Source organism: Polynucleobacter sp. MG-28-Ekke-A2 (assembly GCF_035012985.1).
Lineage (GTDB): Bacteria > Pseudomonadota > Gammaproteobacteria > Burkholderiales > Burkholderiaceae > Polynucleobacter.
In genome coordinates, this window is the sequence record NZ_JAYGQU010000001.1 from 215,631 (window position 1) to 231,604 (window position 15,974).

The following is a 15,974-nucleotide window of genomic DNA, read 5'->3' on the forward strand; positions in this document are numbered from 1 at the left end:
TTACATGGCAGATCGTATGGAACCCATTTTGCCGGGTTCGTATTTAGGAATTTTAGGTGGCGGTCAATTGGGGCGGATGTTTACTCAGGCCGCTCAAGCAATGGGCTACAAGGTTTGCGTGCTCGACCCTGGTTCTGATAGTCCCGCAGGCTCCATTGCCGAAAAATTTATTCAAGCGCAATACACTGACAGCGCCGCTTTAAAAGAGATGGCTGCATTGTGTTCATCAGTGAGCACTGAATTTGAAAATGTTCCAGCACAAGCCTTGGATGAGTTGGAATCCTTGGGTGTATTTGTGGCGCCACGCAGTAGCTGTGTTTCTCTTGCTCAAAATCGTATTGCTGAGAAAAATTTCTTAGCCACCTGGAAGTCAGAAACCAATATTGGCCCAGCTCCCAACTTTGTGATTGAGCATGAGGCTGATATTGCCCATACTCCAAAGGAGCTCTTTCCCGGAATCTTAAAGACTGCGCGCATGGGCTATGACGGTAAAGGTCAGGCGACTGTGTATAGCGCAGAAGAGTTAACTACTGCATGGAATGCGTTCGGGCGCGTACCTTGCGTTTTAGAAAAGCGCATGGAATTGGATTTTGAAGTGTCGGCTTTGGTAGTGCGTGGTTATGATGATGCTGTGGTGGCTTATCCGGTAGCCCAAAACATCCATCGCGATGGTATTTTGCATACCTCGACTGTGCCAGCCCCTTCACTGAAGCCTGCTCAAGAAAAGAAAATCATTGATGCAGCAAAGGCGCTCATTCGGAAGATCGATTACGTTGGTGTTCTTTGTGTGGAATTCTTTGTACTGAAGAACGGCGACATCGTCGCTAATGAAATCGCGCCACGCCCACATAACTCAGGCCACTACACCATGGATGCTTGTGTGAGCAGCCAGTTTGAGCAGCAGGTGAGAGCCATGGCTAGGCTGCCATTGGGTGATACCCGTCAGTTAGCGCCCGTATCCATGTTGAACTTATTGGGCGATCTTTGGTTTGAAGGTAGTGAAGACCAACCAAAAGAGCCTGCTTGGAATAAAGTACTCGCTCACCCCGATGCAAAGCTGCATCTATATGGCAAGTCTGCGCCACGCATTGGTAGAAAAATGGGTCACATTAACTGCTTAGGTGAAGCCCTCAATGAAGCTCGCCAAAATTGCGCAGCTGTTGCTACTGAATTAGGGATCGAGCCCTAGAAATGTCCGCAGACAGTACCCACTTGCAATCTTCTGCAGTGATTAATGAGGCAGTACAAAGCTTGCGTGACGGTGGATTGGTTGCCTTTCCTACTGAGACCGTTTATGGCTTGGGCGCGGATGCTAAAAACCCTGAAGCGATTAAGAAAATCTTTATTGCTAAGGGTCGTCCATCAAATCATCCTCTAATTGTTCACTTAGCTGCGCCAGATAAATTCGATCAAACTCAAATCGATTGGGTTGCGCTCTTGGCACCGTGGGTAAGAGACTTATCCGAGGAAGCCTTAAAGCTCATTAACGCCTTTTGGCCAGGGCCATTAACTCTGGTCTTCAAGAAAGATAAAAGTGTTTTAAATGAACTGACTGGCGGCCAAGATACGGTAGCGATTCGGGCTCCTTCCCATCCTATTGCTCAAGAGTTGTTGCGTAAATTTAAAGGCGGAGTTGTAGCACCTTCAGCCAATCGCTTTGGTAAGGTATCGCCGACGAGTGCTGCTGACGTCCGTAATGAGTTCGAGGGTATGTTGGATTTAATGGTCCTAGATGGTGGAGATTGTGAAGTCGGTATCGAGTCAACCATCATTGATTTGTCATCTGGCGATAAGGCTGTACTGCTCAGACCCGGTGCAATCACTCCAAGTGAAATCTTTGCTAAGACAGGTGTGAAGGTTTATCAGCCTGGAGAAGTGATAAGCACTGAGGCGGGTAATGAAGCAACGGCAGGTCTACCTAGGGTGTCTGGAAGCCTTAAGGCGCATTACGCGCCAACTACGCCTTTGCGCCTATATGCCCCGGGTCGTGTCTTGGATGCCTTGACTGAATATCCAGATATTAAATCGCGTGTTGCTGTAGCAGTGTGGGATTCAGAATCCTCCTTAAGCGAAGATGGACATCCTTCGGCCCACTTTGAGGAGGTTGAGGTTCCAAGCGATAGCGGTGCCTTTGCAAGTCGCCTATATCGCTCCTTACGTGATTTAGATCAGCAAGGCTGGGATTTGATTTTATTCCCTGAACCGCCAACAGGTGAGGAGTGGGACGGCGTTAGAGATCGTCTTCAGCGCGCATGCTTTGGTTCTGGCCCATCTTCAAGCAGCCACGATAGCAACTGATCGTGCGCCTCTAGACCTCTCCAAGCATTTGGGTGGTTGATGAATGAAGTCACCGCATACATCTTTCCGGATTTACTCATTACATAGCCTGAGATCGCTCGCACATCGGCAAGAGAGCCCGTTTTAATTCTGGCCTCTGGTTTTTTCTTCAGATGTAAAAACTTGCGTAGTTGAACCATTAAGCGATTGCGCATCGTGCCATCGGTACCCGCAATTGGTAGGCTGTTATAAAAAATATCACCCACTGGGAGATTGCGTGCAGTCAATAAAAGTTGATTCATTTGACTGGCAGAGATTGCTTCGTTGCGAGATAGCCCAGAGCCATTTTCAATCACCAGCCCCTGAAAATCTAGACTATTTTGTTTGAGCCAGCTCTGAATGACTAACTCACCATTGGCAGTGGTTGCAGGTTTGCCCATCTTATCTAGAGCCATAGTCAAAAGAACTTGGCGAGCCATGACGTTATTGGAGTACTTGTTGATGTCTACAACATCATCGGCAAGTTTGCTGCCTTCAAATTGCAATAGGAGTCGAGCGGCTAAAGGAACTGAGCCATCTTTGCCGATAGGAGCTTGTGCCCAGCTGCCACCAGCTAATTCCCAGGCAGCAGCAAATCCTTGCGTTAGAAAGGTGTTGGCATCAAGCGCAACGACATTAAAGTTCACTCCCTTACAGGAGCTTGGGAACGCCCCAGAGAACTGTGCAGTTAAAGGCTGATCGGTATTGGTGACACCTTCCGGATCTAAATTAAAGCGGATATTGCTTTTCCAGTTATCGCATGAGCGATCGACCAACTGCATTTGGTTAGATACCTTTAACTGGGAAAGGGGAGGGGTGTAACTAATGTCAATAAAATCCGCGGTGCGTGACTTACCTAGTTGAAACGACAAGGTTCTAAATGCATAGAGCAGAGGATCTGGCGGAACGTTGTATGCACGTAGAGCTTCGCCATCAATAGTGTTGTGCTCCATGACACTAGCTGCATAAGCACTACGATCAAAGAATAGATTGCCATCAATCTTCTGAATGCCAAGACCCTGAAGATCTTTCATCATCTTGGCTAACTCTTCGGGAACAAGCTTGGGATCACCGGTTCCCTGCAAATATAGATTACCCTTCAGTATTCCCTGACGAATCACTCCATCTGTATAGACATTAGTGCGCCAACGATACTGTGGACCCAAGATATCTAAACCAGAAAGCGTTGTTAACAACTTCATCGTTGAAGCGGGGTTCATTGGATCGCCACCGCGCCAATCTAAAACTTTCTTAGCTACATTCTTTCCGGGGTGGCCAGGTTCGATCTCGATAACTGAAATGCTTACCGTATCAAGAGGTATTTGATTGCGCTCGAGGCTACTCGCTACGGATGGTGGAATTACTGGGGATGCAGTCTCGCCGGCAAAGGCTAAAGAACTAGCCGTCCAAAGGAGGATTGCGATAAAAGCGGATGGGCGAAGAGGAGAAAAACGCATCCCCCATAGGATAAACCCACCGCATCAAAGATTAAAGCTTTGCATATTGAGATTGATACCTAGTAATAATTAGATTTTGGTCCTCCAGTAATTGAATAAAGGTGGTAATTCGAGCATCTAAATTCTTCTCTTGCTCCAGAGCTTCGCATGCCCTAGTAAAGTTTTTGGCATGGAGGAGTTGAGCTCCCCCTTTGACTTTATGAACCATACTTCTGAAGGCGCCTTCATCCACGGCGTCATTCCTCAGGGAAAGAAGGGCCTCATCATGCACCTTTTTAATTTCTTCAAGGATGACCAGAATGTACTCTGGGCTGTGTTTGAGGAGATTTCCGAAGGCGTCAAATGAATACTCCTCCAGACCCCCAGTTTGAGTTGTAGTCTCAGTTAATTCTTCGACTTGGAAATAGCGAGAAAGTTCATTCTCTAAAGTCATGAGGCTTAATGGTTTGATCAGGACACCATTCATGCCGGCCTCTAAGAATTGATGTCGTGAATCTAGGGCATAGATATCTGCGGTAATTCCGATGATGATGAGGTCTTGATTACCTATATTACGTATGTGCTTGGCAAGCTCTGAACCCTGCATGCCTGGGATAGATTGATCTGTTAACAGAAGATCAAAATGCTTTTGATTGATGAGATCAAGCGCAGTATTGGCGTTATCGCAAACTGATACTTCAATGCCTAGCGCCTGAAGTTGAAGCGAGATAATTTGGCGGCTTGCTGGGTGATCTTCCACTACTAAGGCTTGCAATAGGCGCTCATTATTTTGAGCATGCTTGGAGACTAGCTTTCTGGATATATTGCTATGTTCAGGTCTTGAGGCTCTGGTTGCAGCAATGCTGGTACGTGGGAATGCAGCGCAAAAATGAATATTGCTACCAAAGCCAGGTGCGCTCTCAAAGTAAAGTTGGCTGTTCATGGAGGTAACTAAGTGGTTAGTAATGGTGAGGCCAAGACCAGTGCCATTCACTTGTTCGGTATTACCCGGAATTTGCTCAAAAGCTTGCAGTGCTAGGGTAATTTCTTCTGTACCCATACCAACACCGGTATCAATGACTCTGAATTCAATCAGTTGCCCCGCATGATCATCTGCAAGCACGCCGATAGATAAGTAGATTTCGCCATGATCGGTGAACTTAATGGCGTTACTAATCAGGTTCTGCAGTATTTGGCGTAGACGTAAAGAATCTAACAACAAGACTTCTGCAATGCGTGGATCTTTTGAGGTATGTAGCTTGAGACTCTGTCTATGGGCCACGGTCGAGAATGCCGAACCGATGTCATCAATCAAAGCATTGAGATTGCAGGGCTCAATATTGAGCGTAAGCTTGCCTGCCTCTATCTTTGATAGATCCAAAACCTGGTTTAGGATTCCTAGAAGAGATTCTGCTGAAGAGTGCGCGCTCTTGAGTAAAGTTTTTTCATTTGTAGGTAGGGGGCTGCTAAGCAATAACTCCTGCACCCCTAAAATGGCATTCATGGGCGTGCGAATTTCATGGCTCATGGTGGCTAGGAAGGCAGACTTTGCGGCGTTTGCATTTTCTGCCTGCTCTTTCGATGAAATAAGATGTTTTGCTTCCTGTTTTTGAAGTGTTTGCCTCTGATGCATACGCCAAAGCAAGGTAGAGCCTATCACTAGGATTGCCAAAGTGGAGAGCCAAGGTAAATGGTTGGGTGCAGATGGGTGGACTCTTTCAAAACTAGATACATTGATATTAAAAAGATCTCGTGATGCAATTGGATCTAGATTATTGAGAAACTGCTCAAGCACTCCATGCAAAGCTTCATCTTGGTTGGAGATAAGCCAGCGATATTCAAAGGGTTCTCTGCTGTAAAGCCCATCAATCCGTAACTTGTCTGCATTTAATTTCTGAATGAGTTGCTGCGCAAGGCGAAGCGGTAAGACAAGCGCCTCAATATCGTTTTTGAGAAGATCAAATACTAATTTTTCCGCATGACCGGATACGCTGGCTTGGGGATGATTGGGTATTGGCGGGTTTTCAAAGCCACGGTCAAAGTAGGCAATATTAATTGGCTCAATAGGCGCATCGTTTTTTGACCGTTTAGTCAGAATAGCGTCATGCCCCCAAAAGATTGCTTCTGATAAGGACCCAAATTTCAGATACTCATCATCTATAGCGGGCGGATCAATGATGAAATCCACCTCTCCATTGGCTAGTTGCTTAAGCCCCTCTTGATCACTCTTTCGCCACGTCGGTAAAAACTCCTGTTGGGTAAATTCGCTGAGCTTTTTTAGAAAGCTATGAAAAACTCCAGACTCACCCTTTCCATTCACATCTAAGTAAGGCGCGTATTTTTCATGAATACTAAAACGTACTACGGGATGGGCATCGATCCACCGTTGCTCTGATGAATTCAATAAGTTTGCATAGGTATTGCTTAATATCCCATTGAATAGGATAAAAAGGGCAATACGGGTGATGGACCGACGCATGCTGAATTAGCTTTCGATAATATTGTTCATGCGACAGAACAAAATCAAGTCTGCAATATTGTTAATGCCCAGCTTGTCAAAGACTCTGGTCTTATAAGTAGCCACTGTCTTATTACTGATATGCAGCATTTCGGAGATTTGCTGATTGGAGTTACCTTTACCCAGATATTTCATAACCTGTAACTCACGATCAGAAATTAACGCAAGCTTATCGTTGTCACTTAATGAGCTATTGCCATTTTTGCCATGAGTGAAAAAGTTATAGCCTTGGGATATGGCAACGCAAGCAGCTAGGATGACATCTGCACCTGCAGTTTTGTTTACAAAACCATGCCCGCCTAATGAGCGTACTCTCCCGCCATAAACAGCCTCGTCCATGCTGGAAAGAACAAGCATTCGAACCTCGGGATACATTAATCCGATACGGCGTATGACATCAAAGCCATCCGTCTTGGGCATATCGAGATCCAGGATCACCATATTGGGGTTCACCTCCTTCATGGACCTAAGGCACTCCTCACCATTCTGGGCTTGCCCTGCGATCTCAAAAAGCAACTGGTCCTGCAACATACTTTTAAGAGCCATCAGCATTGCCGGATGGTCATCTACCAACATCACGCGTTTTCTCATTACTTGTCTCCGTTTTGGTTTGGGTGTGGATGAGGGTGCAGCGAAAAAATGGCTTTAGCGATACGACTATCGTTAATCTGCAGCATCTGATGGCGACTTACAGGCGACATCATGAGACCACCATAGGAATGGTCGGCAATCAGAGTGGAAGCGTTTTCTAAATCCTTTACTAACCCAATATTGCTGGCATAAATTTGTGTAGGTGAATAGGGCGATTGCCTGAGTTGAGAAAGGGCATCGCTTGCCATCTCATGTTCACGTATTTGACTCATATCGATATGAACGCCTTCTAATTGCATTTCCGTGATCCACTGCAACTCTTCAATGCTTCCGGTGAATTTCAGAAAATGTAGCAAGATGCCAAGCCGTCGTAAACGCAGCAACCCTTCTTTACAAGCATCGGCGATGTCAGGCTCAGGAATTGTTTGAATGCCAATACTTACCAAGCCCACTGGTAGGCGTGAGTTCAGAATGAGTTCACTCATTGCATCCACGTAGCGGCTTGAGGCTATGGCATGTGTTGGTATTGGCAAAATGCCAGGAATAAAGCGACCACTGCGATACCAATATGCGATGGTGTCTAAGCCTTCCATAAAAAGGCGCAGCAATTGCATGTCAGAGGCAGTCAGTAATGGTCTAAATAAAGATCCTGTCAGTTTGGTTCCCTTGCAGTTAAAAATGGGTTCATAACTAATCGCTTGTCGTTTAGACCAGGATTGGTGTTCTTCAAGGGCTTGGTTACTAAGTCCAAGCCAGGGGTCGCCACAGGCGTCTCGTACTTCTTGGAAGGGTTTGTTCTTCCATGCCTTTACAAGCGTGTACAGCCGGGATTTCGGGCTCATCAGCATTCTCCAGTCGGTGGCTATCCAGTCTAGGCAGGACGGATTGGAGCGGTAAGGGCTTTAGGCTGATTTATCTGTAGGAATCGGCCTACCAGCCTGTCCCCATTATAAAAATAGGCTAAATCCTTAAAGAATTTATGGTGATCCGCCCTTGAAATCCCAGGAATGAGACCTATATAATCAGCACTCCCTACACGCGAGTGCTAAAACAGCTGGTTTTTAGATAAATTAGCCTTAGTTTGCGTGTGAGAGATTACAAAGCATTGATTTATATAGTTTATTTAAATAGTTAACACTTACTAACATAGGAGAAGAGATGAATTTGCGTCCCTTACATGATCGCGTAATCATCAAGCGTTTAGATCAAGAATCAAAAACTGCTTCCGGAATCATTATTCCTGACGCTGCTGCAGAAAAGCCTGATCAAGGTGAAGTTTTGGCAGTAGGACCGGGCAAGCGCGATGACAGCGGCAAATTAAACGCACCTGACGTCAAAGTAGGCGATCGCGTGTTGTTTGGCAAATATGCAGGTCAAACAGTAAAAGTTGACAGCGAAGAACTCATCGTGATGCGTGAAGACGACATCATGGCTGTTGTACAGAAGTAATTTCGGTATTTAAGAGAGGAATTTAATCATGGCAGCAAAAGACGTTGTATTTGGAGATAACGCCCGCACCAAGATGGTCGAAGGCGTAAACATTCTTGCTAATGCAGTGAAAACAACTTTGGGACCAAAAGGTCGCAATGTAGTAATCGAGCGTTCATTCGGTGGACCAACGATCACTAAAGATGGTGTATCCGTAGCAAAAGAAATCGAACTCAAAGACAAGCTCCAGAACATGGGCGCGCAGATGGTTAAGGAAGTTGCTTCCAAAACTGCTGACATCGCTGGTGACGGTACAACTACCGCTACTGTATTGGCGCAGTCTATCGTTCGCGAAGGCATGAAGTATGTTGTTTCGGGCCATAACCCAATGGACCTGAAGCGTGGTATTGATAAGGCTGTTGCAGCTGCTATTCAAGAACTCGCAAAAATCAGCAAGCCTTGCACCACTACTAAAGAAATCGCTCAAGTAGGCTCTATTTCTGCAAACAGCGACCACAGCATTGGTCAGCGCATTGCAGAAGCCATGGAAAAAGTAGGTAAAGAAGGCGTTATCACTGTTGAAGATGGCAAGTCATTAGAAGACGAGCTTGAAGTAGTTGAAGGTATGCAGTTTGACCGCGGTTACCTCTCTCCATACTTCATCAATCAACCAGAAAAACAAGTTGCCGTATTGGAAAGCCCATACGTACTCTTGTTTGACAAGAAGATCGCTAACATCCGTGATTTGCTCCCAGTACTCGAGCAAGTAGCAAAGTCTGGCCGTCCATTGTTGATCATTGCAGAAGATGTTGAAGGCGAGGCCTTGGCAACTTTGGTGGTGAACAACATCCGCGGCATCATCAAGACTTGCGCTGTTAAGGCTCCTGGTTTCGGTGACCGTCGTAAAGCCATGTTGGAAGACATCGCGATTTTGACTGGCGGCACAGTAATCGCTGAAGAAATCGGCCTTACACTCGAGAAAACAACTCTTGAGCACTTAGGTCAAGCAAAGCGTATCGAAGTAGGCAAAGAGAACACCATCATCATCGATGGCGCTGGCGATGCTAAAGCGATTGAAGCTCGTGTGAAGAATATTCGTGTTCAGATCGAAGAAGCAACTAGCGACTACGACAAAGAGAAATTGCAAGAGCGCGTAGCCAAATTGGCTGGCGGTGTTGCGGTGATTCGTGTTGGTGCTGCTACTGAAGTGGAAATGAAAGAGAAGAAGGCTCGTGTTGACGACGCATTGCACGCAACTCGTGCAGCAGTTGAAGAAGGCATTGTTCCTGGCGGTGGCGTAGCGTTGATTCGTGCAATGCAAGGTATTAAGGGCTTGAAAGGCGATAACGCTGATCAAGACGCTGGTATCAGCATCGTATTGCGCGCTATGCAAGAGCCATTGCGTACGATCGTTAGCAATGCTGGTGAAGATGCTGGTGTGGTTGTTAATGCAGTACAAGCAAGTACAGGCAATAACGGCTACAACGCAGCTACTGGTGAATACGGCGACCTCGTTGCACAAGGTGTTATCGACCCAACTAAGGTAACAAAAACTGCATTAGTAAATGCTGCTTCTGTTGCTGGCTTGTTGTTGACAACTGATTGCGCAATCTCCGAAGCACCAAAAGATGAATCTGCTGGTGGTATGCCTGATATGGGTGGCATGGGTGGAATGGGTGGAATGGGCGGCATGATGTAATAGCTGTTACTTTCCACAGCTTTCTGGCTGTAGAAATAAGAGCGCCTGGTTCAAAAGACCAGGCGTTTTTTATTTGTTGCTCTTCTCGAATTAGTCGGGCTGTATACCGCCATCCTTAATCACTTTTCTCATCCTTACCAATCCCTGCGCAATCATTTCTTTTAAATGATCTGGGCCAAGAGGGACAAATTCAAAGCCTTGCTGAATCAGTTGTTCACGCAGCTTTGGATCTCTTAGCGCAGTTGCTAAAGACTCATTGAGTTTTTCAATAATTGCTGGTGAAGTGCCTTTGGGTGCTAGTAGAGCGCCCCAGGTTGAGAATTCATAACCTTTCACACTCTCACTAATTGTTGGAGTATTGGGTAGCAACGGAGATCGTGTTTTGCTCGCCACCCCCAATGCCTTCAGCTTCCCAGCGCGAATATGGGGCAGTACAACTGATAAAGCGCTGATCATCACTGGTACTTGGCCAGCCATGACGTCAGTGACTGCAGCAGCAGCTCCACGATAAGGAATATGAACGATTGGGGCACCGGTGTATTGGCGGAAGATTTCCATGCCAATATGCTGTGGCGAACCATTGCCCCCAGATGCGTAGTCAATCTTACCAGGCCTTTCTTTAGCAATGCGCACTAGGTCTGCTGCGGTATTCCCAGGAAATGCAGGGTTGGCAACCAGCACAAAAGTAATTGCAGCTACTTCAGATATTGGAGAAAAACTTTGAATCGGATCGTAATCAATCTTTTTGTATAGATTGGGTACCATCGTTAGGATGCTGTCATTAAAAGCCCCTAAGACATATCCATCAGCAGGACTTTGTGCAACCTTAGCTGCGCCAATCAAACCCGCACCCCCGGGAATATTTTCTATTGTGATTGCTTGACCCAGGCTTTCACCCATTTTTTGCGCAACTGGGCGCATCAAGATGTCAACGCCACTTCCTGCTTGAAGCGGCATGATGGTTTGAATAGTTCGGTTGGGATAGTTGCTTTGTGAACTGGCTGATCCTACCCAAAAAATTGAGCAGATTGAGATGAGAAAAGCAGTAAATGTTGGTTTGAATTGCATATTGTCTCGACTTATTAAGTGATGAAGCATTCTGTCGACGCTTCTATGTCGTATCTTAGCGAAAAAGCCACCCGAAGGTACTTTTCTAAAGTAGCTAGCTCTTAAGTCTTACTTAACAGCCCTTTTTGCATAACTGAAGGACTAAGGATTAATCTGCTACTGGTGGCTGTAGAAATAAGAGCACCTGTTTCAAAAGACCAGGCGTTTTGCATTTATAGGAGTAAGCTATGACCAATATTACCTCTGGAGCGGGCGTCAAAATGACTAGTCGCAATCAAGCAACCCCCCTTATTTCAATGGGTTTGCTCTTTCTGAGCTCCACCTTCCTTTGTGGGGCTTCAATCGCCCAGTCAGTCGACTCTCAGCCAGCATTTCAGAAAAGTGTCTCAAATCTGCGTAATCAGCGTTATTGCGAAGTTCTGGTGGGCAAGCGAGCTTGGCTTAATTTGGAAGTAAAGGTATTTAATACGCAAGGACTTAATCTTTGCCCTGAAGCCCAGTGGAAAGAGTTAACTAAAGACTCTATTTCTAAAAAATTTGATGCGTCCTTTGTCCTGTTAAATGGCCCTCGTTATTGGACGATGGATGAAATACAGGCGGCAGGCAGCACTGTCAATGACGTCAAAGAATCCTTTGATGGTATAGAGATGAATTTACGGGCAACTATCCAGTTGAGCTTGCTCAAGCAATTGATGGGTAGCAAACAATACACCCCCAATGAAATTTCTCGTACTACTAATTTCATTTATAGAGTTGGTAGCGCTGTATATGAACTCACCTCCCCTGGAGGTGACGTGTATGTGATGCAATCTTATTCACAAATCGTTAATCCTGCTCTCAATATGAAAGATCTTCCAGTATTGGGCGAGCAGTTGAAATTACCTGCTGGTTGGACTTACCGCAGCCGAGTACTCGATCAAGAGCTTTCTTTGGTAGCCAATGGCATTGCCTATGTACTGCAGGACAATTTATCCAATAGCTACCAGAGAAGGTAGTGTTGTGATGTTACTGCCAAGCCTTTTGAAGTCTCAAAAAGTCGGCATTAATGTATTCCGAGCTCTGTAGTTGATGTGGAAATTCCAAAGAAAAAATCACGTACAGTGCAAATCCCATCAAACCTAAGTACAGGGCCGTCAGGAACCAGTCCTCCTCTTTCTTAACTGCCATCGAGTAGCCGCTTAGCAAGGCCCCTATTGAGAGTAGAGCAAATAAAAAGCGTTCAATAATTGCAGGGGGATGGTGTTTTGCATTGAGTATCCCCTCTTGGTAAATGTCTAAAAGGTGAGTGAGCTGGGGTCTTAAAACGGTATTGGCTAAATCCTTGGTACTAGCTGGTGCGCGAGGTATTGACTCATTAATTTCTTTATTTAACTTGTTTAATAGTTTTCCCATGGCATCGAGCTTGCCGTCGAGATCATCAAATGTTTTGATGTCTTCGTATACAGAAATTCTCAAGGTAATCATTTGCTGTAATGTATCTTTAACAATAGCCTGATCTTTAGGGTTTAGGTAACTGCTAGATTGGTAGACTTGCTTCGCACTATTTGCCTGATCACGTATGACACGCATTCGAGTATCAAAGTGATCGGCAGCATTTGAGAAAGTAAAGCCAAGCACTAGCGCTGAAAGCCCAAAAATTGCTGTTGCCAATGAATCGCGGACAACAACATGTTCGGAAGTGCGAGCCCGATATCTGCCATATAGCCAACCTATCAATAAGAATGTCAGGATGGATGAAAAAAATATGAGGGGCACATATTTAACAATGCCGAGGTGATTCCCAAGAAAATAATTCATACCAAGCTCTCGTAAGGTGGTGTGGCTATATTGATAAGTTTGTTTAGTGTAATAAAAAACCGCCCGAAGGCGGTTAATTATTTAATGACCTGAAGGGTTGACTTACTCAACAGCCTTAACCATCTCTTCAACTACCTTCTTCGCATCACCGAAGACCATCATGGTTTTATCCATGTAGAAGAGTTCATTATCTAGGCCGGCATATCCAGCCGCCATCGAACGTTTGTTCACGATGATGGTTTTAGCTTTAAATGCTTCCAAGATTGGCATACCAAAAATTGGGCTACCTGGCGTACGTGCAGCAGGGTTTACCACGTCATTTGCACCAAGCACCAATACAACATCAGCCTGACCAAAGTCGCTATTGATATCTTCCATCTCAAATACTTGGTCGTATGGAACTTCAGCTTCGGCCAAGAGTACATTCATATGACCGGGCATACGACCTGCTACTGGGTGAATCGCATACTTCACTGTCACACCATGATGAGTCAACTTTTCAGTCAATTCTTTCAATGCATGTTGAGCGCGAGCCACTGCCAAGCCATAACCTGGAACAATGATCACAGTGTCAGCATTTTCCATGAGGAAAGCCGCATCTTCAGGCGATCCTGTTTTGTAGTTCTTAGGGCCGCCATCATCGCCACCGCCTGCAGCAGCTTCAGCACCAAAGCCGCCAAGCAATACAGCCAGGATGGAGCGGTTCATCGCCTTACACATGATGTAAGACAGAATCGCACCAGATGAGCCTACGCAAGCACCCGCAATAATCAATACTGGGTTGTTTAAGGTGAAGCCAATACCGGCCGCTGCCCAACCTGAATAGCTGTTCAGCATGGATACAACCACCGGCATATCAGCACCGCCGATAGGGATGATTAAGGTTACGCCCAATATCAAGGCAATGGCACACATTGCCAAGAAGGCTGCGTGGCTGTCACCCATGTAATAAGCAACGCCGGCACCAACCATCGAAATAGCCAAAATCAAGTTCAGCAAATGTTGACCAGCAAAAGTCACTGGCTTACCACTGACCTTGCCAGATAGCTTGCCGAATGCAATCACGGATGCAGTGAAGGTAATAGCACCAATGAATGCGCCGATGAAGAGCTCAATCTTCTGTGCACCAGTATGGTCATGCGCTGGATTAAATACAGCAGCGATCGCAATTAACACAGCTGACAAACCTACGAAGGAGTGCATCAAAGCAACCAACTCAGGCATCTTAGTCATTTGCACGCGCTTAGCGGCAATGGTTCCAATAATCGCGCCACCAACAATGGCAACGCCGATCAAAGAGATGACTGGTTTGAAATCAGGAATGAAGAAAGTGGTGATGACTGCTAACAACATACCAATCATGCCGAAGGTGTTGCCTTGACGTGAAGTGGTTGGTGAAGACAAGCCACGCAAAGCGAGGATGAACAACACCGATGAAATGAGATAAGAAATAGCGGTTATGTTTGACATAGTTTTGGTCTCTATATAGGTCTTGTTCTAGGTTTATTTGGTTCCAGCCGCATCAGCTTTGGGAGCTTTTTTCTTGAACATTTCAAGCATGCGACGGGTGACCATAAAGCCACCAAAAATATTGATAGACGCGAGGAATACCGCTACTGCACCAATAATGCTGGTGAGGGTGATTTCATCGCCACCGATAACTTCAGTTTGGAGCAATGCGCCAACAATGATGATGCCGGAGATGGCATTGGTCACCGCCATTAAAGGCGTATGCAATGCTGGCGTAACATTCCAAACGACGTGATAGCCAACAAAGATGGCCAATACAAACACGGTAATGTTTTGAACGGTGAGGATGCTTTGAAAGGCAGCGAGATCCATAGTATTTCCTTAGTATTTTTTACTATTAGTTTTTGCGGACGGCTTGGCCATCACGACACATTAAGCAAGCAGTAACGATGTCATCATCACTTGGGATAACTAAATTGGCTTCTTTATCCACAATGAGTTTCATGAAATCGAGTAAGTTACGTGAGTACAGTGCAGAAGCATCTGCGGCAACCATGCTAGCTAAGTTGGTGTAGCCAACAATTTTCACGCCATTTACATCAATTACTTTGTCTGCTTGCGTTAACGGGCAGTTACCTGAACCGTTATCACCTTTGCCAGCGGCCAAATCAATCACGATCGAGCCTGGCTTCATATTGGCAACAGTGTCGCTATGTAATAGGACTGGAGGTTTACGTCCAGGAATCAATGCGGTTGTGATCACGATGTCAGCTTGTTGCGCACGCTCTGCAACCAAGGCCGCTTGACGCTTCATCCAGGCCTCAGGCATTGGGCGGGCATAGCCACCAACGCCTTTTGCAATCTCACGCTCTTCATCAGTTTCGTAAGGAACGTCAACAAACTTGGCGCCCAATGATTCAATTTGTTCTTTAGCGGCTGGACGAACATCAGATGCTTCAATCACAGCGCCAAGACGTTTTGCTGTAGCGATTGCTTGTAAGCCTGCAACACCAGCGCCCAAGATTAGTATGCGAGCTGCTTTAACAGTTCCTGCAGCAGTCATCAGCATTGGCATGAAGCGTTGGTATTCATTTGCGGCAACCAATACTGCTTTATAACCAGCAATATTTGCCTGTGAAGATAAAACGTCCATGCTTTGTGCGCGCGTTGTGCGTGGTGCAGCCTCTAAAGAGAATGCAGTAACGCCTTGCGCAGCCATGGCTGCAATCATGTCGTTATCAAACGGATCGAGCATGCCTAAGAGCACGGCACCGGATTTAATTTGCTTGAGTTCAGCCGCCTCAGGCGCACGTACTTTGAGCACAATCTCAGCACCGAATGCATCTGCAGCGCTGCCAATGGTTGCGCCGACAGCCTCGAATGCAGAGTCAGGTTGACTGGCTTTTACCCCGGCGTCTTTTTGAATAACGACGGTATGACCTTGACCAATTAATTTTTTAACGGTTTCTGGTGTGGCGGCTACTCGAGTTTCCCCGGGCCTTGTTTCCAGTGGCACTCCTATGCGCATGGCATGTCTCCAAAAGCAAAAATTTATAAAAAATCTATTTTAGTTAAATAGGGCTAATTGCGCCTATTTACTTACCCCTAAGTCCTTTTGCTTGGTTTTTGCCCGAAATTCTGTGAAATCAGG

Annotated in this window: 14 protein-coding genes; 5 read left to right on the forward strand and 9 right to left on the reverse strand. The window is 45.9% G+C overall.

Annotated features, from left to right (window positions below; translation table 11 throughout):
* Window positions 1-4 precede the first annotated feature (4 nt).
* Both VC188_RS01170 and VC188_RS01175 read left to right on the forward strand, forming a co-directional pair.
* A complete protein-coding gene (locus VC188_RS01170; protein WP_215320983.1) occupies window positions 5-1,189 on the forward strand; it encodes a 5-(carboxyamino)imidazole ribonucleotide synthase in 1,185 nt (394 codons plus the stop codon).
* Window positions 1,190-1,191: 2 nt separating this feature from the next.
* Window positions 1,192-2,298, forward strand: a complete 1,107-nt coding sequence (locus VC188_RS01175) for an L-threonylcarbamoyladenylate synthase (protein WP_323482761.1) — start codon at window positions 1,192-1,194, stop codon at window positions 2,296-2,298.
* Here the strand turns inward: VC188_RS01175 and dacB are convergent.
* The 4 genes from dacB to VC188_RS01195 are packed head-to-tail and all read right to left on the reverse strand — an operon-like array spanning window position 2,244 to window position 7,703.
* On the reverse strand, window positions 2,244-3,773 hold the full coding sequence (dacB, locus tag VC188_RS01180; RefSeq protein ID WP_323482762.1) for a D-alanyl-D-alanine carboxypeptidase/D-alanyl-D-alanine-endopeptidase: 1,530 nt from the start codon (window positions 3,771-3,773) through the stop codon (window positions 2,244-2,246). The genes VC188_RS01175 and dacB overlap by 55 nt on opposite strands.
* A 31-nt stretch (window positions 3,774-3,804) precedes the next feature.
* Complete coding sequence (locus tag VC188_RS01185; protein WP_323482763.1) at window positions 3,805-6,231, reverse strand: response regulator; 2,427 nt, start codon at window positions 6,229-6,231, stop codon at window positions 3,805-3,807.
* Window positions 6,232-6,237: 6 nt separating this feature from the next.
* Window positions 6,238-6,861 carry a response regulator transcription factor gene (locus tag VC188_RS01190; RefSeq protein ID WP_072582788.1) on the reverse strand — a complete coding sequence of 208 codons (624 nt, stop codon included), beginning with the start codon at window positions 6,859-6,861 and terminating at the stop codon, window positions 6,238-6,240.
* A complete protein-coding gene (locus tag VC188_RS01195) occupies window positions 6,861-7,703 on the reverse strand; it encodes a diguanylate phosphodiesterase (RefSeq protein WP_323482764.1) in 843 nt (280 codons plus the stop codon). Before VC188_RS01195 ends, VC188_RS01190 begins: the two co-directional genes overlap by 1 nt.
* A 316-nt stretch (window positions 7,704-8,019) precedes the next feature.
* Between VC188_RS01195 and VC188_RS01200 the strand changes: the two genes are divergently transcribed.
* The gene (locus VC188_RS01200; RefSeq protein WP_072582790.1) at window positions 8,020-8,310 is read left to right on the forward strand and encodes a co-chaperone GroES; all 291 of its coding nucleotides are present in this window, start codon (window positions 8,020-8,022) and stop codon (window positions 8,308-8,310) included.
* 28 nt (window positions 8,311-8,338) lie between these two features.
* Window positions 8,339-9,988, forward strand: a complete 1,650-nt coding sequence (gene groL, locus VC188_RS01205) for a chaperonin GroEL (protein ID WP_215320974.1) — start codon at window positions 8,339-8,341, stop codon at window positions 9,986-9,988.
* A gap of 90 nt (window positions 9,989-10,078) precedes the next feature.
* Here groL and VC188_RS01210 read toward each other — a convergent pair whose 3' ends face one another.
* Window positions 10,079-11,086 carry a tripartite tricarboxylate transporter substrate binding protein gene (locus tag VC188_RS01210; RefSeq protein WP_323482765.1) on the reverse strand — a complete coding sequence of 336 codons (1,008 nt, stop codon included), beginning with the start codon at window positions 11,084-11,086 and terminating at the stop codon, window positions 10,079-10,081.
* A gap of 197 nt (window positions 11,087-11,283) precedes the next feature.
* Between VC188_RS01210 and VC188_RS01215 the strand changes: the two genes are divergently transcribed.
* Entirely contained in the window at window positions 11,284-12,051 is a 768-nt protein-coding gene (locus VC188_RS01215) for a hypothetical protein (protein WP_323482766.1), read from the forward strand.
* Window positions 12,052-12,061: 10 nt separating this feature from the next.
* Here VC188_RS01215 and VC188_RS01220 read toward each other — a convergent pair whose 3' ends face one another.
* The 4 genes from VC188_RS01220 to VC188_RS01235 all read right to left on the reverse strand — a co-directional run bounded on the left by VC188_RS01220 (window position 12,062) and on the right by VC188_RS01235 (window position 15,851).
* Entirely contained in the window at window positions 12,062-12,853 is a 792-nt protein-coding gene (locus tag VC188_RS01220; RefSeq protein WP_323482767.1) for a hypothetical protein, read from the reverse strand.
* Between the two features lie 102 nt (window positions 12,854-12,955).
* Window positions 12,956-14,323, reverse strand: coding sequence for an NAD(P)(+) transhydrogenase (Re/Si-specific) subunit beta (locus tag VC188_RS01225; RefSeq protein WP_215320968.1), 1,368 nt, complete (start codon window positions 14,321-14,323; stop codon window positions 12,956-12,958).
* A gap of 33 nt (window positions 14,324-14,356) precedes the next feature.
* Complete coding sequence (locus tag VC188_RS01230) at window positions 14,357-14,695, reverse strand: proton-translocating transhydrogenase family protein (protein ID WP_011903634.1); 339 nt, start codon at window positions 14,693-14,695, stop codon at window positions 14,357-14,359.
* Window positions 14,696-14,720: 25 nt separating this feature from the next.
* A complete protein-coding gene (locus VC188_RS01235; protein WP_215320967.1) occupies window positions 14,721-15,851 on the reverse strand; it encodes a Re/Si-specific NAD(P)(+) transhydrogenase subunit alpha in 1,131 nt (376 codons plus the stop codon).
* Window positions 15,852-15,974 lie beyond the last annotated feature (123 nt).

Coding starts and splice junctions, on each gene's coding strand:
- VC188_RS01170 (WP_215320983.1), top strand. CDS start 5: ATGGCAGATCGTATGGAACCCATTTTGCCGGGTTCGTATTTAGGAATT.
- VC188_RS01230 (WP_011903634.1), bottom strand. CDS start 14,695: ATGGATCTCGCTGCCTTTCAAAGCATCCTCACCGTTCAAAACATTACC.
- VC188_RS01185 (WP_323482763.1), bottom strand. CDS start 6,231: ATGCGTCGGTCCATCACCCGTATTGCCCTTTTTATCCTATTCAATGGG.
- VC188_RS01190 (WP_072582788.1), bottom strand. CDS start 6,861: ATGAGAAAACGCGTGATGTTGGTAGATGACCATCCGGCAATGCTGATG.
- VC188_RS01210 (WP_323482765.1), bottom strand. CDS start 11,086: ATGCTTCATCACTTAATAAGTCGAGACAATATGCAATTCAAACCAACA.
- VC188_RS01215 (WP_323482766.1), top strand. CDS start 11,284: ATGACCAATATTACCTCTGGAGCGGGCGTCAAAATGACTAGTCGCAAT.
- VC188_RS01175 (WP_323482761.1), top strand. CDS start 1,192: ATGTCCGCAGACAGTACCCACTTGCAATCTTCTGCAGTGATTAATGAG.
- VC188_RS01200 (WP_072582790.1), top strand. CDS start 8,020: ATGAATTTGCGTCCCTTACATGATCGCGTAATCATCAAGCGTTTAGAT.
- dacB (WP_323482762.1), bottom strand. CDS start 3,773: ATGCGTTTTTCTCCTCTTCGCCCATCCGCTTTTATCGCAATCCTCCTT.
- VC188_RS01195 (WP_323482764.1), bottom strand. CDS start 7,703: ATGAGCCCGAAATCCCGGCTGTACACGCTTGTAAAGGCATGGAAGAAC.
- VC188_RS01220 (WP_323482767.1), bottom strand. CDS start 12,853: ATGAATTATTTTCTTGGGAATCACCTCGGCATTGTTAAATATGTGCCC.
- VC188_RS01225 (WP_215320968.1), bottom strand. CDS start 14,323: ATGTCAAACATAACCGCTATTTCTTATCTCATTTCATCGGTGTTGTTC.
- VC188_RS01235 (WP_215320967.1), bottom strand. CDS start 15,851: ATGCGCATAGGAGTGCCACTGGAAACAAGGCCCGGGGAAACTCGAGTA.
- groL (WP_215320974.1), top strand. CDS start 8,339: ATGGCAGCAAAAGACGTTGTATTTGGAGATAACGCCCGCACCAAGATG.